Below are 24,359 nucleotides of genomic sequence, written 5' to 3' on the forward strand. Positions count from 1 at the left end.
GCAAAATAAAAAAAGCCGATGAAAATAATTCCATCGGCTTAAAAAATGATAAGATAACTCTCAGATTTATTTTTCTGCTTCTTCGGCTTCCTCTTCACCGTCAAAAGCTTTAAATACCATCTTCAGATCATCGGCAATTTCCACTTTGGTACGCCCTTCAATACGATGGCGCGGAATCATAGCCTTAATTTCACCCTCTTTGAAATAAGCAAAAGCCGGCGAAGAAGGCGGATACTCACTAAAATACTCCCGGGCCCGTTCTGTGGCCTCTTTATCCTGGCCGGCAAAAACGGTCACCATGTGATCGGGCTGAATATCTGATTCCTTAAGGGCAATCTTGACGCCGGGACGTGCATTACCTGCAGCACATCCACAAACAGAATTGATCACCATTAACATCGTGCCGTCATCATATTCATCCATCGCGCGATCAACATCTTCGACGGTCTCTAATTCCTCAATACCCAGATCGGTTAATTCTTCACGCATCCACGAAACGTCGGGGCCTGCTCCAAGTCCAAATTGCATAACTAAATTTATTTATTTCGGCTTTGTGTTAAACATCAAATATAAGGCTCAAATATGAAGTATGTAAGAAGAAAAGCACTCCGCTATAAACGGAGTGCTTTCAATCTCTTATCAACTAATAAGTCATTATTGAGCGTCGTTGTAATATTCATTCACTTGATCCCAGTTGACCAAGTTCCAGAAATTGCTGACATATTTACCACGCTCGTTCTGATAATGCAGATAATAAGCATGCTCCCAAACATCAACACCCAGAATTGGTGTCAATCCGTTCATGTAAGGGCTGTTTTGATTAGCTGTTGAAAGCACTTCAAGGCTTCCATCTTTATTTACGCACAACCATCCCCAGCCAGAACCAAATTGTCCGGTTGCAGCATTGTTGAACTCTTCTTTGAAATCGTCAAAGCTGCCAAATTCCTCTTTGATAGCAGCACCGATATCACCAGTTGGTTCTCCACCGCCATTAGGAGAAAGAACAGTCCAGAACAATTTGTGGTTTGCATATCCACCACCATTGTTAATCACTGCTTGTCGAATATCTTCAGGCACTTCTGTAATGCGCTGCAGAACTTCTTCAATGGGCAGGTCGGCAAATTCAGAACCTTCCAATGCGGCATTCACTTTGTTCGTATATCCTTGATGATGTTTGCCGTGATGAATTTTCATCGTGCGCTCATCAATATGTGGTTCCAGCGCATCGTAATCATATGGTAGATCAGGTAGTTCGTAAGCCATAATATTAGGTTTTTGGTTTTAAATAGTTGTTAATAATATAAATTAAAATAATGTTATCTCGTTTCGGTGCAATACCTTAAATTTAGCACCTTTGATGCACAGTACCAATCAAAAATAGATTGTAAATCGTTCCATTTCATGTTATTTAATCAGACATAAAAAATGGAGATTTGCTCATCATTTTATTCTATTTTTTGAGATACAAATTCAATTTCACTTTTTAGTTTTCAGATTCCATTATGAGTCGAGATTACGATATTATTATTATCGGAACGGGGCCGGCGGGTTTTTCAAGTGCCATGCAAAGTTCCAAATTTGGCAAAGAGGTTTTAGTTGTTGAATCCCATAAAAAATACTTGGGCGGTACATGGATCAACACGGGAACAGTACCCAGTAAAGCACTCCGCGAGGCCGCTAAAAATATCCTCGATTTTAACGAACAGTTTGGCGATCACGAACACAAAAAGCCTTACGAACGCTTTCAGATGGATGATCTGCTGCAATACAAGCAGGAAATTCTGGAGAAAGAGAATCAAAAAGTCAAAAATGACCTGATTAAAAACAAGGTGGATGTCGCTCGTGGCTTTGGTCGCCTAAAGGGTAAACACACGGTAGAGGTAGAAACACACATTGGATCTACGGAAACCTATACCGCAGATTATATTCTGGTTAGTACGGGAAGTAGCCCTATTCCACCAACGAATTTTGAGGTGGATAACGACAAAGTACTGGACTATAAGTCTATTCTGGAAATTACGCATATCCCCCGCCGGTTAGTCGTTATTGGATCCGGGGTTAATGCGATAGAGTATGCCACTATTTTCGCGGCTCTTGGAACACGGGTTACACTCTTAAGTGATAAAAAAGACTATCTTACCTTTTTAGATCATGAGATTAAAGAGCATCTGCAGAACTCTTTACGAAAGAAGGGAATTACGATAAAAAAGAATGTCCGGGTTGAGGATGTATCTTTCAGTGCCCTGCGAAATTTTACCGAGGTCAAATTCAGGTCTAAATCTGAAGATAAACGACTGCAAGTGGTTGAAACAGAACACGTGCTCTTTTTGGGAGGGCGCAAGCCAAATATCGATGGCCTCAATTTGGATACTGTGGGCATTAAAACTGACGACAGGAATTTTATTGAAACTGATGACTCATTTAAAACAAATGTTGACAACATTTATGCCGCGGGTGATGTAATCGGATTTCCGCGTTTAGCCTCGGCCTCATTTTCACAGGGTCGATTAGCAGCCTGTAACATGTTTGGTATTCCGGCTCTGGAAGTCCCCGATCAGATTCCATACGGTATTTATGCGATCCCCGAGATTTCAAATATCGGTATTACTGAACAAGATGCCGAAGAGATGGGACTGGATGTCACTGTTGGACGAGCCTACTTTAAAAATATTGCCAAAGGGAATATGAGCAATAATTCTGAAGGGTTGCTTAAGCTCGTCTTTAGCACAAACTCCTTAAAACTTCTTGGGGTACACATATTAGGAGCTGATGCTGCAAACCTCATTCACCTGGGACAATCGGTAATGTCATACGGCGGTGATGTTCGATATTTTATTAACCATGTGATGAACTACCCAACCATGAGTGAGGCCTATCGTATTGCCGCCTTTAACGGGGTGAACCGTGTGCATAAAGCCGGGGTGAAGTACAAAAATATCCTTGAGGATAAAAGCGAAGAATAATTTATCGGATGATCTTCCGCCGTTATACCCAGGAGATTATACGTAATGAATAGCCATCGGCAAACCGGTGGAATCTTTGGGAGGATCTTCAGGCAGCGTCTTCATCTCTTTCTCGGTTGATTGAAGAGCAAACCAAGCCAGGGCCATTGCATCCACAATATCATCCTCATCCACCTGGTTACGCCGGTACTCCTCTTTGATATCACGGAAAAAATCATCGGCATACTTGCTGCGATCTTTCAACAACTTAAGCCGGTGACGTAATCCTTTTTTAGTCGCCTTCTTTTGAAGGATTGAGTTATTGCCATTCAAGATGCGGAATAAAAGCTCGGGATGGCTCTCAAAAACTTTATCCCGCAATTCTTCATCATCCTGCAAAAACTGATCTACCGTTTTAATATTCGGCGTAATATTCCACGCCTGGGTAGATATCTTTTTGCCCGTTATTTCATAACTCGTCATCGATGCCTCAGCGTATGTCGGGGAATACAAAGCCGGTCGCATGGGCGGATTAAATACGCTGGACTGATAATCGGGACCCAAGATATCACGAAGCTCTTCATCACATTCCCGAACATATTTCTCTTCTGTTAAGCCAATCGGTACATCTATAAAAATGCGATCAAACTCCTCTAAATATTCCTTTAACTCCTGGTCGGATTCCAATAGCCAATAACCGGCTCCTTCATCATCCAGGCTAATAGCAATCCATCCCGATCGACAACCGTCAATTCCTAATGTTTTCAATGCACGCGTATTTTTTATTGAGATTCCTGTTCCTGTTGCTCTTTTTGAGCATATTTCTTTAGCTCAATATGCAGGTCATCAAGCTGATCCTCATCCACAAAATCAGGACTGTTATCCATCATGCTCTGCGCCTTCTGGTTTTTAGGAAACGCAATAACATCACGCAGGCTCGTTCCTCCGGATAGAATCATAACAATTCGATCTACCCCGAGGGCAATTCCTCCATGCGGTGGCGCCCCATATTTAAACGCATCCAACAAAAACCCAAAACGCTTCTGAGCTTCGTCCTCATCAATACCTAACAACTCAAACATCCGGGTTTGCAGTTCCCGGTCATGAATACGAATAGACCCTCCGCCAATCTCGTAGCCATTAAGAACCAAGTCATAGGCCCGAGAACGAACCTCTTCAGGATTCTCTTCGAGCTTATCCAAATCCTCGGGCTTCGGTGCCGTAAAGGGATGGTGCAAGGAATGGTAGCGATGATCTTCTTTGCTGTACTCCACCAGTGGAAAATCAGTAACCCATAAAAAGTTGTACGCATCTTCATCAATCAGGTTATGCTCTTTCCCCATCATCAGGCGAAGCTGCCCCATCTGTTTATATACCTCCGTAGATGGCCCGGCAAGAACGAGTACCAAGTCCCCCATTTCTGCATCGGCCCTGTCCACCATCGCATCAACCGTCTCATCCGTCAGAAACTTACCCACGCTGCATTTTACACCGTCATCATCATTCAATTTGATATAGATAAGTCCCGCAGCACCGGTTTCTTGTTTCACGCGCTCGGTTAAACGGTCAATGGCACCGCGTCCCATATCTCCCTGGCCGGGGACAGTAATACCCAGTACCGCGCCGCCTTCATCAACAGTATTGGAAAATATCTTGAATTCAGAATCTACGACGAGATCTGAAAAATCAGCAAACTCAAGACCAAAGCGGGTGTCCGGCTTGTCAGTACCGTAGGTTTTTATGGCGTGATCGTAAGTCATTCTCTCGAATGAGGTCTCAATCTCTTCGCCAACTGCATCACTCATAATTTTCTTCATCAGCCCTTCGGTGGTTTCCATCACATCTTCCTCATCCACAAAAGACATTTCCACATCAATCTGGGTAAACTCCGGCTGGCGATCGGCACGAAGATCCTCATCCCTGAAACACTTCACAATTTGGAAATAGCGATCAAATCCGGAAACCATCAGCAACTGCTTGTAAGTCTGCGGACTTTGGGGAAGCGCAAAAAACCGACCCGGATTTACGCGGCTGGGCACCAGATAGTCGCGGGCGCCTTCGGGCGTACTTTTCATCAGCACGGGTGTTTCGATTTCCAAGAAGTCGTTATCATAAAAGAACGAACGCGTAGACTGATAGAAATCAGAACGCATCATTATATTCTCCTGAATCTCGGGCCGTCGGAGGTCCAAATAGCGATACTCAAGGCGCAGCTCTTCGCTTGTTTTTATGCCGTCCTTAATTTCAAAGGGGGTTGTTTCGGCCTTGGAATAAATCTCAAGATCGGTAACACGGATTTCAATCTCCCCGGTAGTCAGCTCCGGATTAATATTTTCTTCACCCCGTTTTTCAACTACGCCTTTTATCCCAATCACATATTCTGTTCGCAGCTCCTCGGCTTTTTCATGAAGGTCATCATTGGTTTCATAAAACACGATCTGCGTTATACCGTAACGGTCGCGCAGGTCGATAAATATTACCCCGCCCAAATCACGTCGCGTTGCCACCCAGCCGTTAAGGACAACTTCTTCGCCGGTATTTTCTAATGTTAATTCGGAGCAGTGATGGGTTCGTTTCCAGGTCATAAATGTTACTACTTTCTAATAATTTAAAATCGTTTTTCAGAAGTTTTGAAAATAAGTAATATGACAACCAATCGCTTATTGTTATTTCTAATTTACCAGACGTTTCTGAATTTCAACTGCTTTAATTACTTTGTATCAACTAATAGGTCTATAAAGCAAAAACTGTCATTGACTTGAGATCGTAAAACCGAGGCTAACCCATGGCTAAAATCTCTGTTCTCATAGCAGATGATCACGAGATCGTACGATTCGGTATCAGTACGTTCTTGTCCTCAGCAGACGATGTCGAAGTTGTGGGCGAAGCCTCTACGGGCAAAGAATGCATAACATTATTTCAGGAAACCCATCCCGATATCTGTATCCTCGATATTGACATGCCCGACCAAAGCGGTATTGAAACAGCAAAAGAGATCCGGGAATTTAAAGAAGAAACCAAAATTCTCATCCTCTCTATGCATATCAACGAAAATATTTTACGGGAAGCGCTTGAGGCCAACATCAACGGCTACCTTTTAAAGAACTCCGAAAAGGCGGATATTCTTCACGGCATCAAAGCCATTATCAAGGGGCAACAAGTTTTTAGCGATCCGATTTCTGATATAATGAAGGAGTCATTTTTAAACAAAGGCAACCAATCCGGCAGCCATGCAAAACATAATATAACCAGTCGTGAACAGGAAATTTTACAGCTTATTATTGATGGACTGACCAGCAAACAAATTGCCGACAAGCTGTACATAAGCCCTCGTACCGTCGATACGCACCGAGCCAACCTAATGGAAAAATTGGAGATCAATAACATTGCAGAATTAGTACGATATGCTATACAGCATAACCTCGTTACCGTTGACTAATTTATACCTACGTACTTTTACGTAGGCAAAATACCAACTTATAGCTATTGACGCTGAAGTCCACGTCAATTACATTAGTTATACAAATGGGGTAATAGCCGTCTGTAGATGATATTTAGCAGTTATCTGTGACAGGATAACTGCTAATTTTTTTGGTGCCTGTCTATAGCTCCATTTCCTCCCAGATATAATATCGCCTTGGCACAAAGGAATTGCCCTTATAAGGACAGTGTCATTCCCCTTACTTGGAATTGCTACAAAAAAATGGACAGTGAGTTAAGCCAGATCATGCAGCCAGTTCTTGGTTTTCTGTTAAGTGGTTCTCCATTTCTGCCGGTGTTCGGTAGTCCAGCGTAGAATGTAGCCGCTGGCGGTTATACCAGATCTCGATAAATTGGAAAATTACCCGTTTTTCTTGGTGAAGATGCCCATGGCCTTTTTTAGGATATCGCGCTCCATCCGCACGTCAGCCAGTTCTTTCTTTAATTCAGCCAGCTCCTTCTCTTCGGGGCTTTGGCTGGGAATGCCTTTGCCCGGAAAGGGTTGCTGGGATTGGGTTTTATATTTCGATCGCCAAGCATAGATAAGCCCTGGGTCAATCCCTAACTCATCAGCCAACTCGCGAATATTGTCCCGTCGGTAACTTTGCTGGATCACGTCCAGTTTAAACTGTTTGCTGTATGTTTGTCTTTTACTCATAATAGTTATTAGCCATAAATTGCGGCAGCAATCTATGGCTTAACTGGGTGTCCACCAAAATTGGAATTGCAACAAAAAAGTAGACAGGTAGTTAAGGTAGATCATGCGGCTTTGTTATGTGTTAGTTGTCGGGCGGCTTGGATCGGTGTCTGATAATTCAGGGCCGAATGGAGCCGTTTTCTGTTGTACCAAAGGTCAATAAATGTGAAGATAGTTGTTCGTGCTTCGCCATAGCTGCTAAAGGGGCGATCCATCTGCAACTCAGCTTTGAGTGTTTTAAAGAAACTTTCGGCCGGAGCATTATCCCAGCAGTTGCCTTTTCGGCTCATGCTTTGGGTGATCTTTCTTGCTGCCAGCAGGCTGGTGAATTCGGTGCACGCATACTGGATGCCCCGATCAGAGTGGAATAGCAGCGAGGCGGTTGGGGTGCGCTTTGCCACCGCTTGGATGAAGGCCGCAACTGAGGTCTGGGATGCATTCATTGTTTGGCTGAGATTCCAGCCCAGAATTTGGCGGTCAGCCAGGTCCATGACCGTTGTCAGATACAACCAGCCCTGGTTGCTCGGCAGGTAGGTAACCTCGCTTACCCACACTTTGCCAAGTCTGGCCGGGGCAAAGTTGCGATCCAGCAGGTTCGCAGCTACAGGCAAGGCATGCCGGGAATCGGTCGTGCCCCCCACTTGCGTCGAATCTGGCTGGCAATGCCCATCGCAGCCATCAGCCGTGCGATTCGCGGCCGCGAAGCTATCCAGCCTTCCCCAATCAGTTGCCGATGAATACGGGGCGACCCATAGATCCGGCCCGAGGCCTCCCATGCCCGGAGGATCGCTTTCCGCAGGTGTTGGTTCGTGGTGGCCCGCCGAGACGGTCCTCGGCCTAACCACCGGTGATAACCGCTTCGGGAAACCCCGAATAGCTTAGACATCTTCACTATGGGAAATCGGTGTTTGTGATCTGCCATAAATTGGTAGATTACCCACGGCGGCTGCTGAAGATGCCAATGGCCTTTTTTAGGATATCGCGTTCCATACGCAGGTCGGCATTTTCGCGCTCCAACTCCTTGAGCTTAGCCTGCTCAAGGGTTAGTTTTTCGATGCCTTTCCCAGGAAATGCCTTGGGTCCATCGGCCCCATAAGCCCCTCGCCATTTGTAAATAAGAGCTGGGGCCAGGCCCAATTCGGTAGCTAACTCGCGGATATTATCCCGCTGGTAACTTTGCTGGATCACATCCAGCTTGAACTCCTTACTGTAACTCTTTCGTATTTGCTTTTTTATTCATTTTCCAATTGTTATTTAAACACCGCAATATACCTTAACTGGGTGTCTACTCAAATATAGCAGGTCCACCTTCATAATTACTATAACGTCCGATTCTCTACTTATGACTGGGTGAATTATGGGGAGGGGCTCAAGTAGTGAATTTTCTCTACTTTCAAACGGTCAACTTTCAGGGAAGCTTACATAATCACTTTAGGAAAAATGCGTTGAAAAAATAGACAAATCACTTAATGCCCTTTTTAAAAACTCTTATTTATTTATATCTAATCTTTAACTTCCCCTTCAAGATGATCTCATAAAAAACATCTTCTATCATTTTTCATGATACAATTAAAATATCTTTCATGAGAGTTTTAAAATAACATGTTCTCAATTTTTAATTGGATATTTAGCAATATAAAATTTACAAATGGCATATTTTATGACTAATTTATGCAATAATAATGCAAATAATAGCATTTAAATTACTTAATGATGGTATTAGAATTTAGTTTTTCAAATTTTGGTCCGGTAAAGGAAAAGGTCACCTTATCATTTGAAGCAACGAATGATGACACATTGCACAATTACTACGTTTCCAAATTACGGGACGGAACAAAAATATTAAAATTGGGAATGGTATATGGTCCAAATGCCAGTGGTAAAACAACCATATTAAATGCTCTCCAGCTACTAAGAGATTTGGTAATGAAGCCATTGGACCAAAAAACTGATCAAATTAAATACAAAAAACATTTACTAGGAAAAGCTCCAAAAAAAAATACTGAGTTTAACCTGATATTCTATTTAAATGATATAAAATATGACTACAAGATATCTTTCAATAATTCCCACATTAGCAAAGAGATTCTTAATTACTATCCTAATGATGTTCAAGCTTTATTTTATAAAAGAGAATACGATGGAAAGGTAAGCAATATAAAATTCGGTGGTACTGTTGAGGAAGTCAATTCAAAAGATGAAAAGAGACTTGAAGCTAATACTATAAAAAATGTTACTGTTCTAGGCGCATATTTAAAAACAAACGTTTCTGTAACCGCAATTGATTCTATAATCCAGTGGTTTGATAGGGGCCTACTGCCTTTAATATCTCCAAATGATAAAGCAAACTTATTTGACTGGACCAATCGATCAATTGAAAACGGTAGAATAAAAAAAGAGAATGTTATTCAGCTGTTGAAGTCTGCGGATTTAAATATTTCTGACCTTAAGTTTATCGAGGACGAGATAGATTTGAGTGATGAAATGTTACAGCAAATAGATAAAATGGATATCCCTGATAATGCAAAAGATGAAATAAAAAAAGAAAGAAAAATTAGGTCTCTAGATGTTCAATTTTTGCATGAATTCAAAGAATTGAAATCCGGCAGAACTTCATTCCCCTTAGAAAAAGAAGATGAATCAAATGGAACTATACGGTATTACCAACTTCTAGGTCCATTATTATTGGCAATAAAAGAAAATGGGTTTTTGTTCATAGATGAAATTGATAGCTCATTACATCCAGACCTATTTGAACAGTTGATAGTAAACTTTCTTGAAAACTCTGATAATGCCCAATTACTATTTACAACTCATAATATTTCTTTGTTAAAAGAAAGAGATATTCTAAGAAATGATACTATTTGGTTTACTGAAAAAAGCAAATTGGGAGCAACAGATTTATTTTCATTAGCTGAATTCAAATCTGATAAAATCCGAAAAGATAGTTCGATCTTTAATGCATACGATATGGGAAAGCTAGGAGCAAAACCTAAAACTTCAAGCGTAAAACTTGATAGAGATAATGGGTAGAAAAACTGGAACTAGGGATCTTAGGAATACAATTGCAATAGTTGGCGATGGGTATGTTGAGAAATACTACTTTGAGGACATGAGAGATCATGAAGATACGACGGGAGATTGGTACCAGATTTTACCGAGGCTTCCAGAAAAATCAGGAAACTTTGATAAAGCAATCAATAAAGCCATATCTCTTTTAAATAGAGAGATCGATAAAGTTTTTGCCATTGTAGATATGGATAAAGTTTTATCCGATGGGAAGGAAAATGAATTCTTAGAAAAACAGAAAGAAATTGCTCAGCTCAATAAAAAGAAAGATGGTAAAATATGCTTATGCTATTGCAATCCCTGTTTTGAATATTGGTTACTACTACATTTTAAATTTATCAAAAATCATTTTAAAAAATGTCAGAAAATTGAAAATAAGTTGGTTAAACAAATAAATAACTACAAAAAATCTCAGAAATATCATTCAAAAGTAAATTTATATAAAAAACTTTATCCGAAGTTGAAGACTGCTATTACAAATTCTGAAAAATCGGAGGAATCTTATATTAAACAGTCTAATGATTATCACCCTATATCAACCATACACAAAATTTTCTATGATCTTAGAATTGGGACAAATTATTAAATTATGTCAGACTACTTAGTACTAGTTGAAAACGATGAATCAGAATGGAATGACCAAACAGGAATAGCGTACCATTTTCCAAACAATTACATAAATAAAGTAACCCCCCCAGGTCTAAGTTTATCTACTATAAAGGTCAACTAAAGGATAAGAAATATGAGAATGACAGGTTAGATGATAGGCCTCATTATTTTGGAAAAGGAGAAGTTGGTGAGATTATTAAAGATAGTAGTAGCAACAGAAAATATTTTGCTGAAATAAAGAATTATGAAAAATTCAAATCTTCAGTTCACTTTAAAAATGAAGATGGGAGTTACATAGAAAATATTCCAGAGAGTAAGCAGAAAAATTATTTTTGGGATGGTGTTAGAGAAATTGCTGAGAGTACCTATAAACAAATTTTATCCAAGGCCGAAATTAACTCTAACGAATCCTATAAACAGTTTAGTTCTAGCAAAGGATATGACAAAGATTTTGAATCACATGAGGAGGGTAATAAAAAAGAGAGATACACAACTGACTATGAGCGAAACCCAATCAATAGACAAAAGGCTATAGATTATCACGGATTAGACTGTGAGGTCTGTGGGGTTAATTTTCAAGAAAGGTATGGTGAATTGGGTAAGGGATTTATTCATGTACATCATATTAAACCTATTTCGGAATATAATAAAAGCTTTAGGCCAGATATTAAAAATGATTTCGCTGTTTTGTGCCCTAACTGTCATGCAATAATTCATAGACCGAAAAAAAAGACTCTATCAATTGAAGAGTTACGCAAATTGATAAACTAAATATCGTCAAAAGAAGATGTATGGCATTAATGAAGAAACTATTTATAACTAAGATTTACTGAATTTTATTAATTATTAATCCTCCTCTCCATTTTTTTCGATGCCTCTTTTAACTCTGTTTGGCAATCCATAAAGATACTCAGCTAAGGCATCGGCGAAATTTAGTACTCTTTTGGCATCTTCTTCCTGAGCCATCGAAGCATCATAATCTGCATGACGCTCATCATTAGCATCAAGACGTATTTCATGTGCCCAAGTTTTCATGTCCTCTGTTAAGATACCATCTTCAGCGGCCTTATTGATTCTTGAATATAAACTACCTTTAACATAATCTCTTTGTTTGAGCATATCGTCAACAGCACTTGCACAAAGAATTACACAACCGGATGGTGCATGCAAACTGTTTTTAGCTTGTTTTAAATATTTTTTCGCTTTTTTGGGTAATGAGTCATCTACAGATTTAAAATCTGGAAAAAAATCTTCCAATTTTCCATGCTGAGTTGAACCGCTATGAGCACTCACAACGCCACCACATCTCTTACATATATATATTTTCCAATACCTCTTATTTGCTCCTTTGTGATTGCTTGTTCGAAACTGGGCTTTGCTAAAAAGGTTTGGAGTATCAATTTTACAATGAGGACATTTTGATAACTCTAAATTGTTACCAAGTGTTATTTTTTCTGCCATTATCTCTTAATTTATTTTTACTTACTGGCATTAACATAATGTTATTAGATCTTCCAACTACCAAGAAACCAACTTACTAAGAGTGTTTCAAAGTAATTAATCTCCCTAGATTCACACAAAAAGTGTACTACTGTTGTACCATTCTAAAACAAAAAATCCCTGAGCAGTTATATTCAACCACTCAGGGATATTACCGAGTACCGTGGGGCGGATTCGAACCGCCGACCTCCGGGTTATGAATCCGACGCTCTCACCAACTGAGCTACCACGGCTAAAAAAGTCAATAAATGAATCTTGGTTTGATCCGAACCGTTCCCCAGTAGGGTTCGGGATATGATGTTGACGCAATCCTTAACTTCCGCTAAAACACCCCGCCATTTCTGATCAAATCAAGAGTTGCCAAATATAAACTAATTCTGATAAAATATTAAGTCCTCTCTCCAACTTTTTTATATCAATCTAATGTAAAACCGACATCTTTTTTTGAGGCTCATCGAAATCGCCTTATTTTCCAGCTTACAAATTCAAAATACATTCTAAGCACTGAATTCCGTTACTTCTCATGGCAAAGAAAATCACAGAAAGAAACGAAGATTTTTCGCAATGGTATCAAGATGTAATTCGTGAAGGCAAGCTGGCCGACCACTCTCCTGTGCGTGGCTGCATGGTCATCCGTCCCAACGGCTATGCCCTTTGGGAAAACATGCAGGATGCGCTTGATCAGATGTTTAAAGATACCGGCCATGAGAATGCGTACTTCCCGCTTTTTATTCCCAAATCGTTTTTATCAAAAGAAGCCCAGCACGTTGAGGGCTTTGCCAAGGAGTGCGCAGTGGTTACGCACAGCCGGCTACAGAGTTCGGATGACGGTGTAGAAGTGGATCCCGATTCAAAGTTGGAAGAGGAACTCATTGTTCGTCCCACTTCTGAAACGATCATCTGGGATTCCTACCGAAACTGGATTCAGTCGTACCGCGATCTGCCTATCCTCATTAACCAGTGGGCCAATGTTGTTCGCTGGGAGATGCGCACGCGCCTGTTCCTGCGCACCATGGAGTTTCTGTGGCAAGAAGGTCATACCGCACACGCCACCAAAGAAGAGGCCGTGGAAGAAACAGAGCAGATGCTGGAAGTTTATCGCACTTTTGCCGAAGAATATATGGCAATGCCGGTACAAACGGGGGTAAAGTCAGAATCCGAGCGATTTGCCGGAGCTGTTGACACCTATTGTATAGAAACACTGCTGCAGGATAACAAAGCCCTGCAGGCCGGTACCTCTCACTTTCTGGGACAAAATTTTGCAAAAGCGTTTGATGTAAAATTCCAAAGCTCGGAAGGAGAACACGAGTACGTATGGGCCACCAGCTGGGGCGTATCCACACGATTAATTGGCGGATTGATTATGACGCACTCCGACGATCAGGGCCTTGTACTTCCCCCAAAACTGGCGCCAAACCAAGTGGTGATTGTACCTATCTGGAAAAGTGATGAACAAAAAGAGGAAGTACTCGATTACTGCCAGGAAATTATTGACGAACTCAAAGCCCTGGACATCCGCATTAAGCTGGACGACCGCGAAAACATGAGTCCGGGCTGGAAGTTTAACGAGCACGAAGCGGCCGGCATCCCCTTGCGTTTGACCATTGGTCCTCGTGATCTCGAAAACAACAATGTAGAACTTGCTCGTCGCGATACGCTGGACAAAAACATTGTCAGTCGTGAAGGTATTGCCCAAAAAGTTGATGAGCTGCTGGATACCATCCAGGATACTCTTTATGAGTCGGCTCAAAACCGCATCCAAGAAAACACGCACTCCGTCGATTCTTATGATGAGTTTAAGGAGGTCATCGAAAACGAAGGCGGGTTTGTCTACGCACACTGGGATGGAACGGCCGAAACCGAAGAAAAGATCAAGGACGAAACAAAGGCGACCATCCGCTGTATCCCGCTCGAAGATGGCGAAGAGGGAGAGTGCATGGTCACGGGAAAACCGTCGAAACAGAAAGTTCTTTTTGCTCGTGCCTACTAAACAGTACCTATGGAGCAGTCGCCTGTAGACAGTACGCTCAGTATTTTTGATCGATTTGCCGAGGAAGGTCCGGCACGTCTTATTTCCGACCTCGGCAATCCTTTATTAATGCCACCTGCCGTAATTGTAGGGGCCTGTATTCTTTTAGGTCAGTCCCTAATAACGACATTTCAAGTTACCGGTACTGCGGTAATTTGCTACAGCGTTTTGCCCTTTCTGCTCACACTTTTCCTATTCAGACGCGGGATCATCCATTCTCTGGATTTACCGCTACGAAAAACGCGTACCGTGCTATATGCCTTTTCTATTGTCAGCGCAGCCATCGCTTCCCTGGTCATATATCAACTTATACCGGCTCTTCACTTTTTCATTTTCGTACTTTCGCTGATTTTCCTGGCTAATTTAACCATCTCCTTTCTTCTAAATCTGCGATGGAAAGTGAGCGTACATTCGGCTTCTGTTGCCGTGGCGGGCACTGTTTATTATATCATGTCTCTATGGGGCGTAACAGAGTATCATTTCATCACATTAATTTTATCCTTAATCCACCTTTTACTACTTTTACCTGTAATGATGTGGGCACGCTATCATCTTAGTGTACACTCATTAACAGAATTATTTGGCGGTGCTACTGCCGGCATTCTGCTTACAATCATTGAGCTAATCATATTTACAAACATATGGTAAAAGAGACTCTTGACGCGCCCTACTCACATTATCTGTTTGATGCTGAGCTGAGCCAAAAAATTGACCGGCGTACCATCCAAGAAATGGAAATCGACGGTTTCACGCTGATGGAAATTGCCGGATCTTCAGCTGCCAAAGCACTCCTTGAGGACGAAGAGTTAACACACGGAGTTTATCTATGCGGCAAGGGGAACAACGCCGGTGATGCTCTTGTGGTAGGCCGTTACCTGCTTCAACACCATGTGGATGCAACCATTGTATTTTTAAGTGGATCGGATGATCTTTCTGCCGATACCCAAAAAAATCTGGAGCTGCTTAAGAAATTCGATTCTGATGATAAGTTGACAATTTTTGAGGAGTGGGGACCGTTCAATCCTCCCGAGGAATTTGATTTTATCATTGACGGCATGCTCGGCACCGGGTTAACCAGCGATGTCCGAGGTGATTACACCAAGGCCGTGGAATGGGCGAACCGGCAACCACAGCCCGTTTTTGCTATGGATATCCCTACTGGTTTACATGCAGATTCGGGCGAAATTATGGAATGCGCCATTGAAGCCAATACCACCTTCACCTTTGGCGGACGGAAGTTAGGGCTTTATCTCAAAGATGGACCGGAGAAGACGGGCACAATTCACTACTGCGAACTTCCTTTTCCAAACCGGTTTAAAGAAGATTGTAATACCTACCTGCTTGATGAAAGCTGGATACAGATGACATCTCCTACTCCCGGACAGCACAAATACAACTCAGGCGTACTTTATATTATAGCCGGATCAGAGGGATTGACCGGTGCAGCTATTATGGCAGCCAAAAGTGCCTGGGCCGAAGGATTGGGAGCCGTGATTCTAATTTGCCCGAGAGGCGTACTTTCTATTTATGAACAAACACTGCCATCAATTATAAAGAAACCCGTGGGCAGTCGTAATGACTTTCATTTCAAGGATGAACATTCAGGCAAAGTTTTAGAAATATTATCCGAAAAAGAGGGCGCCCTGTTGCTTGGTCCGGGGTTGGGACGAGAACAATCAACCGTTCAATTTGTTAAAGGCACCTTATCACAAAACAACAAGCCTACTGTTATTGATGCGGACGGGTTATGGTGCCTGGCACAACTCGAACACTTACCCAAGGTTAATGAATCAGAATGGATTTTAACGCCCCACCCAGGAGAGTTAAATCGGTTGGTACCAAATAGTGAGTTACAAAAAGATTCCCGTTTACAAACCGTTCGGGAATATGCACAAACCACTGGCGTTACTGTACTTGCAAAAGGCTTGCCCGGAATTATCGGAACACCAGCGGGTAAATGCTATCTAACAAACTACAATACCAAGTACTTTTCCAGGGCCGGCAGCGGGGATGTGTTAGCCGGCAAGGTCGGAGCCTATTTAGCTTTTGGACAGCGGCCCGATACAAGCTGTGCCTATGGATTGTTGAAGGGCAAACAGAAACTCGAATATTATTTACAGCATCATCAGGACCTGCCTGAGCCAAGCGATTTTATATGAATATATCTGCCTCTATTTACTCTTTTTTATCGGATCACAGCTATTTGTTACCCATTGGCATAATCACTCTAACAGCTGGGATGTTGTTATTAACATTATTGCCCGCTGGTGCCATGGGCGAAAATAAACTTTGGAGCTACGACAAACTGGGGCATGCTGTGCTTTTTGGGAGCTGGACACTTTCACTGGGACTCTACTATCAAATACATAAATCAAAAGTAGTAAAACTTTGGGTTATATTTGCCAGCGGTACCGCTTTTGGATTACTTATCGAAGTTTTGCAGTATGCCCTTCCTGTCAATCGACAGGGAGACCCTGTTGACTTTTTGTTCGATTTGCTTGGGTGCCTGATTGCTATTGGACTCTTAAAAACAATATTGCCCGAAGAAATAAAAAAATAATACCCTGCTCATAAACAGTTAAAGGTATTTTTTTGTAAAAAATCACAATCTGAGAAAATAATGGAATAATTTACCTACTTTTCCTGTTATTTAAGTGGAGATTAAGTAGAATAATTTGTTTACTTACAATTCCTAATAAATTTATTTCAATCTAACGCGGAGATTATAGCATTATGGGTTCTGACAGAAAAAAGCCACAGGCTGATCTTAGAAATTACTACACTATCTTTTTGCAGCTGGGTATGGTTGTCGTCCTGTTGATTTTCATTACCGCAATGAAAATGCAGTTTGTCTCACAAAAGCAGGATGTAGATCTTACTCAGGAGCAGGAAGTCATTGAAATGGAGGAAGTAACACAAACGAAACAAGAAGAAAAACCACCTCCCCCTCCACGTCCACAGGTACCTGTTGAAGTACCAAATGATGAAATTATCGAGGATCAGGAAATTAATATTGATGCCGAGATAAATATGGATGAACCGCTTCCCGAGCCGGAAGAACCGCAACAGGAAGAGGAAGAAGACTTCTTTGTTGCCGTAGAAAACATGCCTGAATTGAAAGGTGGTTTAGGCGCTCTGCAGCAAAAAATAAATTATCCTGATATGGCCCGTAAAGCGGGTATTGAAGGACGCGTTATTATTCAGTTCATTGTAAATGAAAAGGGACAAGTTGAAGATCCCAAAGTAATTCGAGGAATTGGCGGTGGCTGTGATAAAGAAGCATTGCGAGTGGTAAAGCAGGCTGAATTCGAGCCGGGTCGTCAGCGAGGAAACCCCGTTCGAGTACAGTATAGCTTGCCTATTACCTTTAGACTACAAAATTAAGACTTTTTCTTAGCTTAGTATCAAACTAACTAAAAAGGCCTGCTTTTCAGCAGGCCTTTTTTTATTGAATGACTAATTCTACTAATGGCAGTTGGCTTTTCCTCTAAGTAGTATGCTGTCGGTATTTTTGTTCAAACCCTTTTAGAACCTTAGACAGGTTTTCAAATCCCACCAGTGTTTGAGCTTTTTTCAAAGATATCCAGCTTACTTTTTCTATCCCCTCTTCGGTTTGTGGAGTAAAGGTGAGTTCTACATCATCAGGAAATTGCATCCCGAACCAATGCGTGGATTTGCCAAAATGGATACCTCCCTGTTCATATTCGTGATAGGTTTCCGGGAGTGGAAAAATAATTTCAGGCAAGGCTGAGACACCAACTTCTTCGGCTACTTCACGAACCGCACATTCTTTAATGGTTTCGCCTTCCTCCAGTTTTCCTTTTGGAAGATCCCATACCCCGCGACGGAATATTGATAATACAGATGGATCACTATTATCCTTGCTTTTAAAAACAACCCCTCCTGCCGCAGTAACAGGTTCAATAATAGCCATTACTCCTCTTGGCCTCCTGGTTCTTCACTATCTTTTTCTTTCTCGTCAGCATAATTCATACGCAGGTTATTCAACGTCTCTGTTAAATAACTTTTTAACTGATCAGGAAGATTACCTTCTGTAAACTCTTCGAGCATAAGCAGGGTATCAATCGCAAATTTAGCCGACTTCAGATCCCTTTCCGTACTTCCGGTTTGGGGATTTTCTAATTTGCCCATACCCATCATAGCAATCTGCTGATGCTGTTGTACTAACATCATGAAAAGCAATTGCTGCTGTTCGTCTTCGGATAAATTGTCTCCGTTGTAATTTGTCTTATCCATATCTATATCTAATAATTTTTATTTTAAATTGACCTTAAAATAAGCTCTTTATCGTAAAGAATTAATTTTTAAGTACAATCCATTTTATCAAAATAACTCTTTATATATTGTCGACAACCAAGTACTTTAGAGAGCTTCAATCCAAACAAATCAATGAATAAAGATCCATTACATGGCTATTCTGAAACCATTTAAAGCTTGGCACCCCGATCCAAAAAACGTAGAACAAATAGCTTGTGTTCCCTACGATGTTGTAAGTGTAAAAGAAGCACGCGAACTTGCCCGAGGGAATTCCAAAAGTTTCCTTCATGTAGTTCGACCCGAAATTGACTTGCCGGAGGGAACCGACCCGCACGATGATGAAGTCTATGATAAGGGAGCCGAAAACCTTGATGAGTTTCTGCAAAACGGCACGCTTCAACAAGAGAAACAGCCACAGCTTTATATTTATCAATTAATAAGAAACGGGCGACCTCAAACCGGAATATTTGCTTGTGTGTCGGTACAAGATTATGACAATGAAGTGATACTCAAGCACGAACTCACGCGCCCGGTCAAAGAGGATGACCGCACGCGACATATTCTCACGCAAGAAGCTCATGCCGAGCCGGTGATGTTGACGTATAAAGATGATGAGAAAACCAGAACCCTCATCCAAGAAACTACAGAGGCAGAACCTCTTTTTGAATTTGAAGCTTCTGACGGAGTCATTCATAAACTGTGGAAAGCCCCAAAAAAAGAAGCACTTGTCGACGCATTTAAATCAATTTCTCATCTGTATATCGCTGATGGTCATCACCGCTGTAAGAGTGCTTCTCGGGCTGCTGAGCAGAGACGAAAGAACAATCCGGACCATACAGGTATGGAGGAGTATAACTTCTTTCCGGCCGTTATTTTTCCCATGTCTAACATGAATATTCTGCCCTACAACCGCGTGATCCATTCCATCCCGGATAATTTTTTAAATACCCTGCAAGATGAGTTTTCACTCACCCCTGATGCTGATCCCCAGCCATCCGAAAAGGGAACTATCAGCATTTATATTGATGGAAGCTGGTATGGAATGGACCTGCCGTTAGATACAAACCCTAACAGCGTTCAAGAACTTGATGTACATCGACTCCAAGAGTTTGTACTTTCTCCCTTACTGGATATTTCTGATCCCCGCCGCGACGATAATATTTCGTTTGTCGGAGGAATCCGAGGTACCAAAGAATTGGAACAACGTGTAGATAACGGAACGGTCGATCTTGCTATCAGCATGTACGCTACAAGCATTGAAGAACTGGTAGAAGTATCTGATGAAGGCCGACTGATGCCACCTAAATCAACATGGTTTGAACCGAAGCTACGCTCGGGATTACTTGTTCACACTTTTTAATCGCTAACATTCTATCCATTTACTTATGAAACGCGTTCACAACTTTAGCGCAGGACCTGCAACCCTTCCACTCGAAGTACTTAAAAAAGCAAAGTCGGAGCTTACTAACTTCCAAAATATGGGACGATCGGTGATGGAGATCAGCCACCGTAGCGCCCAGTACACTGAGATTGACCGGCAAGCAAAGACCCATCTTCGTGACTTGCTAAACCTTGGTGACGATTTTGAAATCATGTTTCTCCAGGGCGGTGCCAGCTCTCAATTTATGATGGTGCCGTTTAACTTTTTGGATGAAAACGAAACAGCTGATTACATTGATACGGGCCGATGGTCAAATAAGGCCATCAAAGAAGCCAAGGTTTTTGGGAATGTTCATCGACCTTACAGCAGTAGCGAGAGCGGTTATGATCGTGTACCAACCGACGATGAGCTAACGTTTAGTGACAACCCTGCCTACGTCCATTTTACATCTAACAACACCGTTGCGGGCACTCAATTTCCCAAAGAACCCGAAACCGATGGGATACCACTGGTTTGCGATGCTTCATCGGACTTTCTGTCCAAACCTATAGATGTATCTCGTTATGGAATCATTTATGCAGGTGCTCAGAAAAATATAGGTCCTGCCGGAGTAACGGTTGTCATTATCCGTAAAGATTTCCTCCGGAAAGCGGATACAGAGGGCGTTCCAACTATTTTGCAATATCAAACACATGCGGAAAAGATCTTTAATACGCCCCCTACTTTTAATGTATATATGGTAAACCTGGTACTGGAATGGATTCAGGACAAGGGTGGTCTGGAATACTTTAAATCCTTTAATGAAAAGAAAGCCGCACTGCTTTATGACGAAATTGACCGGGATGACTTTTATCGCGGTGCCGTTGAAAAAGATTCTCGTTCTCTGATGAACGCTACCTTTCGACTTCCATCCGAAGAACTCGAAGCCAAATTCTTATCAGAAGCAGAAGAACGCGACCTGTATACTTTAAAAGGACATCGCAGTGTGGGTGGAATCCGGGCCAGCATGTATAATGCGTGTCCGATGGAAAGCGTACAAACGCTGGTCGATTTTATGAAAACATTTAGAAAGGAAAACAGTTAAATAATTTCTGCGAATTACACCAAGCCAAATACAGTTAGAAAATGATCAATCGTATTTGGCACAAAAATCACCAGGTAAACTATACCCCATAGGGCACCTGCGATATGGGCTTCGTGATTTATTTTACCACGCTCCTGTTTACTGGCATACATGCTGTATATCAAATAGAAAATAGCAAAAACAAATGCCGGAATGGGAATGGGGATCAACATTAAGTAAATTTTCTCCATCGGAAACAGAAAAATAAAGGCAAAAAGAACCGATCCCACGGCTCCCGAGGCCCCCAGCGTGGCATAATTAGGATCATCTTTAAATTTTATGACTGACGGGATTCCCGCCACAATAAGTCCCGTCAGATACAACCCCGAAAAGTAACCGCTGCCCAAGACCCGTTCCATTACGGGGCCAAAGAAATACAGCGTAAACATATTCACAAACAGATGGCCCAAATTAGCGTGCAAAAACCCCGATGTAATAAGCTCATACCACGTATTTTCCCTAACAGTACGATAAGGTTTTAAATATCCTGCCTCGATAAGTTTCGGATATAGATACAAAGCACCCAGCGATACAATCACGTTGGCAATTACGATATAAAATGTAGCGGGATAATTTGCTATATAATCTTCCATATACTCTTATTTTTTGATCATCGAAGATAGACAAGAGTACGTTCGATCTCCAATTTTATTTCTCATAGGCTTGCTATCAAAGTAGCATAGTAGTTATATTTGACCACTTCTTATTAAAGCCGATGTAGCTCAGGGGTAGAGCGATTCTCTCGTAAAGAATAGGTCGCTGGTTCGAATCCAGTCATCGGCTCTTTTTTATCGGGATAACAAGAGGTCGTTCTCATGTATCGGATCATTGGTTTAATATCTCCCTTCTTTTCAAATATAACCTCATCAATACGAAACAAAATGACCTGTATTTAGTTGTAAAAGCTTGATTTGGTTTTACCATAAGTACTATGGATTTTTATATCCTGCAAAAATATATTACTACATCCTTTAAACTCCAGACGTAATTGCCTTGCGATCTCTTCCTATATTTATCTTAGCAATCAGTTTATTTATTAGCTCATGCGGTACCAGCTCGCGCTTTGGGAAAACGGATGATGCTCCCAAACCTCAAAAGACAGGCGAAAAAATTGAGGATGGGAAAGCAAGTTGGTACGGCCCTAATTTTGACGGCAAGCTAACGGCCAACGGTGAAATCTACGACATGTATGATCTTACGGCTGCCCACCGTACACTTCCCTTTAATAGTGTTGTCAAAGTCAAGAATCTGGATAACGGAAAATCCGTCACAGTTCGCATAAACGATCGTGGTCCCTATGCTAAGAACCGTATTATCGACCTGTCTAAAAAAGCCGCTGATGAAATCGACATGCTGGGTTCTGGAACAGCACCGGTTGAACTTATTTTAATGGAAGGAGATTTAAAAAACTCAAGAGTAACTGATTTAAAAGTACCCACCTATACCGTACAACTTGCCTCCTATAACCATGAGCATCAAGCTCGATCTCACGCCCAAAAAATACGCGGTGCCCGTGTTGAAAAGATAAACATGGGTGACAAAATAGTTTATCGCGTGTATCACGGTATTTATACAGATAAAAATAATGCCCGCAAAAAGCAGCGACAACTCAAAAGGCAGGGCTTCGGTGGTTACGTAAAACAGATAGAAAATTAATTTTTAAAATTTTTTCTATCTGTTGGAATGTATTATCTCCATTTTGTGGTTGTAGCATCAGCGTTAATCCTATATACCACATACAGATGAAGAAAAAAATTATTGTCATTGGCAGCGGCTTTGGCGGGCTTGCAACAGCATCTCGACTATTATCACAAGGATATGAAGTGGAAATTTTTGAAAAGCGCGACAAGCCGGGCGGACGCGCCTACGTCTATGAAATGGATGGATTCAAATTTGACGGTGGTCCTACGGTTATAACAGCTCCCTTTCTATTTGATGAAATTTTTGAGGCCGCCGGAAAGAAACGGGAGGACTATTTTGAGCTCGTACCCTGTGATCCCTTTTACCGGATATTTAACGCCGAAGGGGAAAAATTTGATTATAACGGAGACCACAACTTTGTCTTAAATGAGATTGAACAATGGAATCCCGCCGATAAAGAAGGCTACAGCAAATTTATCAAAACTACCGAAGCCATTTTTAACAAAGGATTTGTTGAACTAGCTGACCAACCATTTTTAAGCCTGTGGGATATGATCAAAGTAGTACCTGATCTTCTCCGGTTGCAATCCCATAAAACAGTCTATAAGTATATTGCTCAATTTATCGAAAATGATTTCCTTCGGAAGGTCTTCTCTTTTCATCCCCTGCTGGTGGGCGGCAACCCCTTTGATACCACCTCCATCTATGCAATGATACACTATTTGGAACGCGAATGGGGCGTACATTATGCCATGGGTGGAACGGGTTCAATTGTAAATGCTTTGGTTCAATTGATTGAAGAACAAGGCGGTAAAATACACTACAATGCCGAGGTAGATGAAATAACAATCAGCAGTGGAAAAGCCGATGGGATCCGGCTCAATGACGGCAGCGAACATTCGGCTGATCAAATAGTTTCAAATGCAGATGTAGCGTTCACTTATCGAAATATGATTCCCGAAAGCGAACGGACTACGTGGACAAACCGTAAAATTGAGCGAACTAAATATAGCATGTCACTTTTTGTCCTCTATTTTGGGACCAAAAAGCGATACCTGGATTCTGAACTCGAACATCACAATATTATTTTGGGTGAGCGATACGAGGAATTACTTTCTGACATCTTTCACGATAAAAAGCTGGCTGATGATTTCTCGCTATATCTGCATATGCCAACAAAGACCGATCCCTCTCTTGCACCCGAAGGCTGCGAAGGATTCTACGTACTATCACCCGTGCCTCATTTAGATGGGGAGACTGACTGGAATGAAAAAGCCAAACCCTACCGCGATGCTATTATCTCATTCCTGGAAGAAAACTACCTGCCCGATCTCGAAGAAAATATCGTTGTTGAGCATCATATTGACCCCCTGCATTTCAAAAATACTCTTAACAGCTATAAAGGATCAGCTTTCTCGGTAGAACCCATACTTACGCAGTCGGCCTGGTTTCGGCCGCATAATAAATCGGAAGATATTGATGACCTATTTTTTGTAGGAGCGGGCACGCATCCCGGGGCCGGACTTCCCGGAGTGTTATCCTCTGCTAAGATAGCTGAAGACTTAATTTGTAAGCAAGATTAGTAAAAATACAAATGCCCGGTACTTTAA

At 41.6% G+C, this 24,359-nt stretch carries 26 protein-coding genes, 2 tRNA genes and 1 pseudogene; 15 read left to right on the plus strand and 14 right to left on the minus strand.

The features are described 5' to 3' along the window. Positions 1-66 precede the first annotated feature (66 nt). Together CK503_RS05990 and CK503_RS05995 are read right to left on the minus strand one after the other, a co-directional pair. The gene (locus CK503_RS05990) at positions 67-528 is read right to left on the minus strand and encodes a BrxA/BrxB family bacilliredoxin (RefSeq protein WP_095605896.1); all 462 of its coding nucleotides are present in this window, start codon (positions 526-528) and stop codon (positions 67-69) included. Between the two features lie 126 nt (positions 529-654). Beyond that, positions 655-1,263, minus strand: coding sequence for a superoxide dismutase (locus tag CK503_RS05995; RefSeq protein ID WP_095605897.1), 609 nt, complete (start codon positions 1,261-1,263; stop codon positions 655-657). Between the two features lie 239 nt (positions 1,264-1,502). On the opposite strand from CK503_RS05995, the gene sthA reads away from it, so the two are divergent. Further along, a complete protein-coding gene (gene sthA, locus CK503_RS06000; protein ID WP_095605898.1) occupies positions 1,503-2,963 on the plus strand; it encodes a Si-specific NAD(P)(+) transhydrogenase in 1,461 nt (486 codons plus the stop codon). 36 nt (positions 2,964-2,999) lie between these two features. Here sthA and CK503_RS06005 read toward each other — a convergent pair whose 3' ends face one another. Further along, positions 3,000-3,710: a DUF429 domain-containing protein gene (locus tag CK503_RS06005; protein ID WP_095605899.1), complete on the minus strand. Its 711-nt coding sequence runs from the start codon at positions 3,708-3,710 to the stop codon at positions 3,000-3,002. A gap of 14 nt (positions 3,711-3,724) precedes the next feature. Next, positions 3,725-5,527: an aspartate--tRNA ligase gene (gene aspS, locus CK503_RS06010; RefSeq protein WP_095605900.1), complete on the minus strand. Its 1,803-nt coding sequence runs from the start codon at positions 5,525-5,527 to the stop codon at positions 3,725-3,727. A gap of 200 nt (positions 5,528-5,727) precedes the next feature. On the opposite strand from aspS, the gene CK503_RS06015 reads away from it, so the two are divergent. Next, positions 5,728-6,381, plus strand: a complete 654-nt coding sequence (locus CK503_RS06015) for a response regulator (protein WP_095605901.1) — start codon at positions 5,728-5,730, stop codon at positions 6,379-6,381. Positions 6,382-6,667: 286 nt separating this feature from the next. Here CK503_RS06015 and CK503_RS16420 read toward each other — a convergent pair. The 5 genes and pseudogenes from CK503_RS16420 to CK503_RS06035 form a co-directional block, all read right to left on the minus strand. Further along, positions 6,668-6,799: pseudogene (locus CK503_RS16420) on the minus strand (IS3-like element ISFsp8 family transposase); the annotation flags it as partial. Further along, a complete protein-coding gene (locus CK503_RS06020) occupies positions 6,784-7,080 on the minus strand; it encodes a transposase (protein WP_095605902.1) in 297 nt (98 codons plus the stop codon). The pseudogene CK503_RS16420 and the gene CK503_RS06020, both read right to left, overlap by 16 nt. A gap of 101 nt (positions 7,081-7,181) precedes the next feature. Beyond that, on the minus strand, positions 7,182-7,760 hold the full coding sequence (locus CK503_RS06025; RefSeq protein ID WP_350354264.1) for an IS3 family transposase: 579 nt from the start codon (positions 7,758-7,760) through the stop codon (positions 7,182-7,184). Next, complete coding sequence (locus CK503_RS16425; protein ID WP_095605904.1) at positions 7,721-8,041, minus strand: IS3 family transposase; 321 nt, start codon at positions 8,039-8,041, stop codon at positions 7,721-7,723. Before CK503_RS16425 ends, CK503_RS06025 begins: the two co-directional genes overlap by 40 nt. 11 nt (positions 8,042-8,052) lie before the next feature. After that, a complete protein-coding gene (locus CK503_RS06035; protein WP_095605905.1) occupies positions 8,053-8,355 on the minus strand; it encodes a transposase in 303 nt (100 codons plus the stop codon). A 474-nt stretch (positions 8,356-8,829) separates the two neighbouring features. On the opposite strand from CK503_RS06035, the gene CK503_RS06040 reads away from it, so the two are divergent. The 3 genes from CK503_RS06040 to CK503_RS16430 all read left to right on the plus strand — a co-directional run bounded on the left by CK503_RS06040 (position 8,830) and on the right by CK503_RS16430 (position 11,568). After that, positions 8,830-10,152: an AAA family ATPase gene (locus CK503_RS06040; RefSeq protein WP_095605906.1), complete on the plus strand. Its 1,323-nt coding sequence runs from the start codon at positions 8,830-8,832 to the stop codon at positions 10,150-10,152. Continuing rightward, the gene (locus CK503_RS06045) at positions 10,145-10,774 is read left to right on the plus strand and encodes an RloB family protein (RefSeq protein WP_095605907.1); all 630 of its coding nucleotides are present in this window, start codon (positions 10,145-10,147) and stop codon (positions 10,772-10,774) included. Before CK503_RS06040 ends, CK503_RS06045 begins: the two co-directional genes overlap by 8 nt. A gap of 554 nt (positions 10,775-11,328) precedes the next feature. After that, positions 11,329-11,568: an HNH endonuclease gene (locus CK503_RS16430; protein ID WP_350354266.1), complete on the plus strand. Its 240-nt coding sequence runs from the start codon at positions 11,329-11,331 to the stop codon at positions 11,566-11,568. 75 nt (positions 11,569-11,643) lie between these two features. Here CK503_RS16430 and CK503_RS06055 read toward each other — a convergent pair whose 3' ends face one another. Then, complete coding sequence (locus CK503_RS06055; RefSeq protein ID WP_095605909.1) at positions 11,644-12,258, minus strand: DUF4145 domain-containing protein; 615 nt, start codon at positions 12,256-12,258, stop codon at positions 11,644-11,646. Positions 12,259-12,456: 198 nt separating this feature from the next. Then, a tRNA-Met gene (locus CK503_RS06060) sits at positions 12,457-12,530 on the minus strand. 290 nt (positions 12,531-12,820) lie between these two features. Between CK503_RS06060 and proS the strand changes: the two genes are divergently transcribed. From proS to CK503_RS06085, 5 genes are all read left to right on the plus strand, one after another. Then, positions 12,821-14,287 (plus strand): proline--tRNA ligase, encoded by a 1,467-nt coding sequence (gene proS / locus CK503_RS06065; protein ID WP_095605910.1) that lies wholly within the window; start codon positions 12,821-12,823, stop codon positions 14,285-14,287. Between the two features lie 9 nt (positions 14,288-14,296). Further along, positions 14,297-14,974 carry a hypothetical protein gene (locus CK503_RS06070; RefSeq protein ID WP_095605911.1) on the plus strand — a complete coding sequence of 226 codons (678 nt, stop codon included), beginning with the start codon at positions 14,297-14,299 and terminating at the stop codon, positions 14,972-14,974. Beyond that, positions 14,968-16,485: an NAD(P)H-hydrate dehydratase gene (locus CK503_RS06075; RefSeq protein WP_095605912.1), complete on the plus strand. Its 1,518-nt coding sequence runs from the start codon at positions 14,968-14,970 to the stop codon at positions 16,483-16,485. The genes CK503_RS06070 and CK503_RS06075 overlap by 7 nt, the downstream gene beginning before the upstream one ends. Further along, positions 16,482-16,886, plus strand: coding sequence for a VanZ family protein (locus CK503_RS06080; protein WP_095605913.1), 405 nt, complete (start codon positions 16,482-16,484; stop codon positions 16,884-16,886). Before CK503_RS06075 ends, CK503_RS06080 begins: the two co-directional genes overlap by 4 nt. 173 nt (positions 16,887-17,059) lie before the next feature. Beyond that, on the plus strand, positions 17,060-17,710 hold the full coding sequence (locus tag CK503_RS06085) for an energy transducer TonB (protein ID WP_095605914.1): 651 nt from the start codon (positions 17,060-17,062) through the stop codon (positions 17,708-17,710). Between the two features lie 103 nt (positions 17,711-17,813). On the opposite strand, the gene CK503_RS06090 is transcribed toward CK503_RS06085, so the two are convergent. Both CK503_RS06090 and CK503_RS06095 read right to left on the minus strand, forming a co-directional pair. Next, positions 17,814-18,260: an NUDIX hydrolase gene (locus CK503_RS06090; RefSeq protein ID WP_095605915.1), complete on the minus strand. Its 447-nt coding sequence runs from the start codon at positions 18,258-18,260 to the stop codon at positions 17,814-17,816. Continuing rightward, entirely contained in the window at positions 18,260-18,583 is a 324-nt protein-coding gene (locus CK503_RS06095) for a DUF1844 domain-containing protein (protein WP_095605916.1), read from the minus strand. Before CK503_RS06095 ends, CK503_RS06090 begins: the two co-directional genes overlap by 1 nt. Before the next feature lie 172 nt (positions 18,584-18,755). Here CK503_RS06095 and CK503_RS06100 point away from each other — a divergent pair, with 172 nt between their 5' ends. Both CK503_RS06100 and serC read left to right on the plus strand, forming a co-directional pair. Beyond that, a complete protein-coding gene (locus tag CK503_RS06100) occupies positions 18,756-19,964 on the plus strand; it encodes a DUF1015 domain-containing protein (protein ID WP_095605917.1) in 1,209 nt (402 codons plus the stop codon). A 25-nt stretch (positions 19,965-19,989) separates the two neighbouring features. Continuing rightward, positions 19,990-21,069 carry a 3-phosphoserine/phosphohydroxythreonine transaminase gene (serC, locus tag CK503_RS06105; RefSeq protein WP_095605918.1) on the plus strand — a complete coding sequence of 360 codons (1,080 nt, stop codon included), beginning with the start codon at positions 19,990-19,992 and terminating at the stop codon, positions 21,067-21,069. Positions 21,070-21,083: 14 nt separating this feature from the next. Here the strand turns inward: serC and CK503_RS06110 are convergent, their stop codons facing one another. Then, positions 21,084-21,701, minus strand: a complete 618-nt coding sequence (locus tag CK503_RS06110) for a rhomboid family intramembrane serine protease (protein WP_095605919.1) — start codon at positions 21,699-21,701, stop codon at positions 21,084-21,086. 118 nt (positions 21,702-21,819) lie between these two features. Here CK503_RS06110 and CK503_RS06115 point away from each other — a divergent pair. The 3 genes from CK503_RS06115 to CK503_RS06125 all read left to right on the plus strand — a co-directional run bounded on the left by CK503_RS06115 (position 21,820) and on the right by CK503_RS06125 (position 24,332). Next, positions 21,820-21,891, plus strand: a tRNA-Thr gene (locus tag CK503_RS06115). A gap of 210 nt (positions 21,892-22,101) precedes the next feature. Beyond that, positions 22,102-22,764, plus strand: a complete 663-nt coding sequence (locus CK503_RS06120; RefSeq protein WP_284697546.1) for a septal ring lytic transglycosylase RlpA family protein — start codon at positions 22,102-22,104, stop codon at positions 22,762-22,764. Between the two features lie 86 nt (positions 22,765-22,850). Next, positions 22,851-24,332, plus strand: a complete 1,482-nt coding sequence (locus CK503_RS06125; protein ID WP_095605920.1) for a phytoene desaturase — start codon at positions 22,851-22,853, stop codon at positions 24,330-24,332. The last annotated feature ends 27 nt before the right edge of the window (positions 24,333-24,359 follow it).

The sequence above is a fragment of the Fodinibius salipaludis genome (genome assembly GCF_002287075.1).
GTDB classification, from domain to species: Bacteria; Bacteroidota; Rhodothermia; order Balneolales; family Balneolaceae; genus Fodinibius; species Fodinibius salipaludis.

Bases quoted from the DNA above. Each gene is read 5' to 3' on its own strand.
- CK503_RS05990 (WP_095605896.1), bottom strand. From the start codon at position 528: ATGCAATTTGGACTTGGAGCAGGCCCCGACGTTTCGTGGATGCGTGAA.
- CK503_RS05995 (WP_095605897.1), bottom strand. From the start codon at position 1,263: ATGGCTTACGAACTACCTGATCTACCATATGATTACGATGCGCTGGAA.
- sthA (WP_095605898.1), top strand. From the start codon at position 1,503: ATGAGTCGAGATTACGATATTATTATTATCGGAACGGGGCCGGCGGGT.
- aspS (WP_095605900.1), bottom strand. From the start codon at position 5,527: ATGACCTGGAAACGAACCCATCACTGCTCCGAATTAACATTAGAAAAT.
- CK503_RS06015 (WP_095605901.1), top strand. From the start codon at position 5,728: ATGGCTAAAATCTCTGTTCTCATAGCAGATGATCACGAGATCGTACGA.
- CK503_RS06020 (WP_095605902.1), bottom strand. From the start codon at position 7,080: ATGAGTAAAAGACAAACATACAGCAAACAGTTTAAACTGGACGTGATC.
- CK503_RS16425 (WP_095605904.1), bottom strand. From the start codon at position 8,041: ATGGCAGATCACAAACACCGATTTCCCATAGTGAAGATGTCTAAGCTA.
- CK503_RS06040 (WP_095605906.1), top strand. From the start codon at position 8,830: ATGATGGTATTAGAATTTAGTTTTTCAAATTTTGGTCCGGTAAAGGAA.
- CK503_RS06045 (WP_095605907.1), top strand. From the start codon at position 10,145: ATGGGTAGAAAAACTGGAACTAGGGATCTTAGGAATACAATTGCAATA.
- CK503_RS06055 (WP_095605909.1), bottom strand. From the start codon at position 12,258: ATGGCAGAAAAAATAACACTTGGTAACAATTTAGAGTTATCAAAATGT.
- proS (WP_095605910.1), top strand. From the start codon at position 12,821: ATGGCAAAGAAAATCACAGAAAGAAACGAAGATTTTTCGCAATGGTAT.
- CK503_RS06070 (WP_095605911.1), top strand. From the start codon at position 14,297: ATGGAGCAGTCGCCTGTAGACAGTACGCTCAGTATTTTTGATCGATTT.
- CK503_RS06075 (WP_095605912.1), top strand. From the start codon at position 14,968: ATGGTAAAAGAGACTCTTGACGCGCCCTACTCACATTATCTGTTTGAT.
- CK503_RS06080 (WP_095605913.1), top strand. From the start codon at position 16,482: ATGAATATATCTGCCTCTATTTACTCTTTTTTATCGGATCACAGCTAT.
- CK503_RS06085 (WP_095605914.1), top strand. From the start codon at position 17,060: ATGGGTTCTGACAGAAAAAAGCCACAGGCTGATCTTAGAAATTACTAC.
- CK503_RS06090 (WP_095605915.1), bottom strand. From the start codon at position 18,260: ATGGCTATTATTGAACCTGTTACTGCGGCAGGAGGGGTTGTTTTTAAA.
- CK503_RS06095 (WP_095605916.1), bottom strand. From the start codon at position 18,583: ATGGATAAGACAAATTACAACGGAGACAATTTATCCGAAGACGAACAG.
- CK503_RS06100 (WP_095605917.1), top strand. From the start codon at position 18,756: ATGGCTATTCTGAAACCATTTAAAGCTTGGCACCCCGATCCAAAAAAC.
- serC (WP_095605918.1), top strand. From the start codon at position 19,990: ATGAAACGCGTTCACAACTTTAGCGCAGGACCTGCAACCCTTCCACTC.
- CK503_RS06110 (WP_095605919.1), bottom strand. From the start codon at position 21,701: ATGGAAGATTATATAGCAAATTATCCCGCTACATTTTATATCGTAATT.
- CK503_RS06125 (WP_095605920.1), top strand. From the start codon at position 22,851: ATGAAGAAAAAAATTATTGTCATTGGCAGCGGCTTTGGCGGGCTTGCA.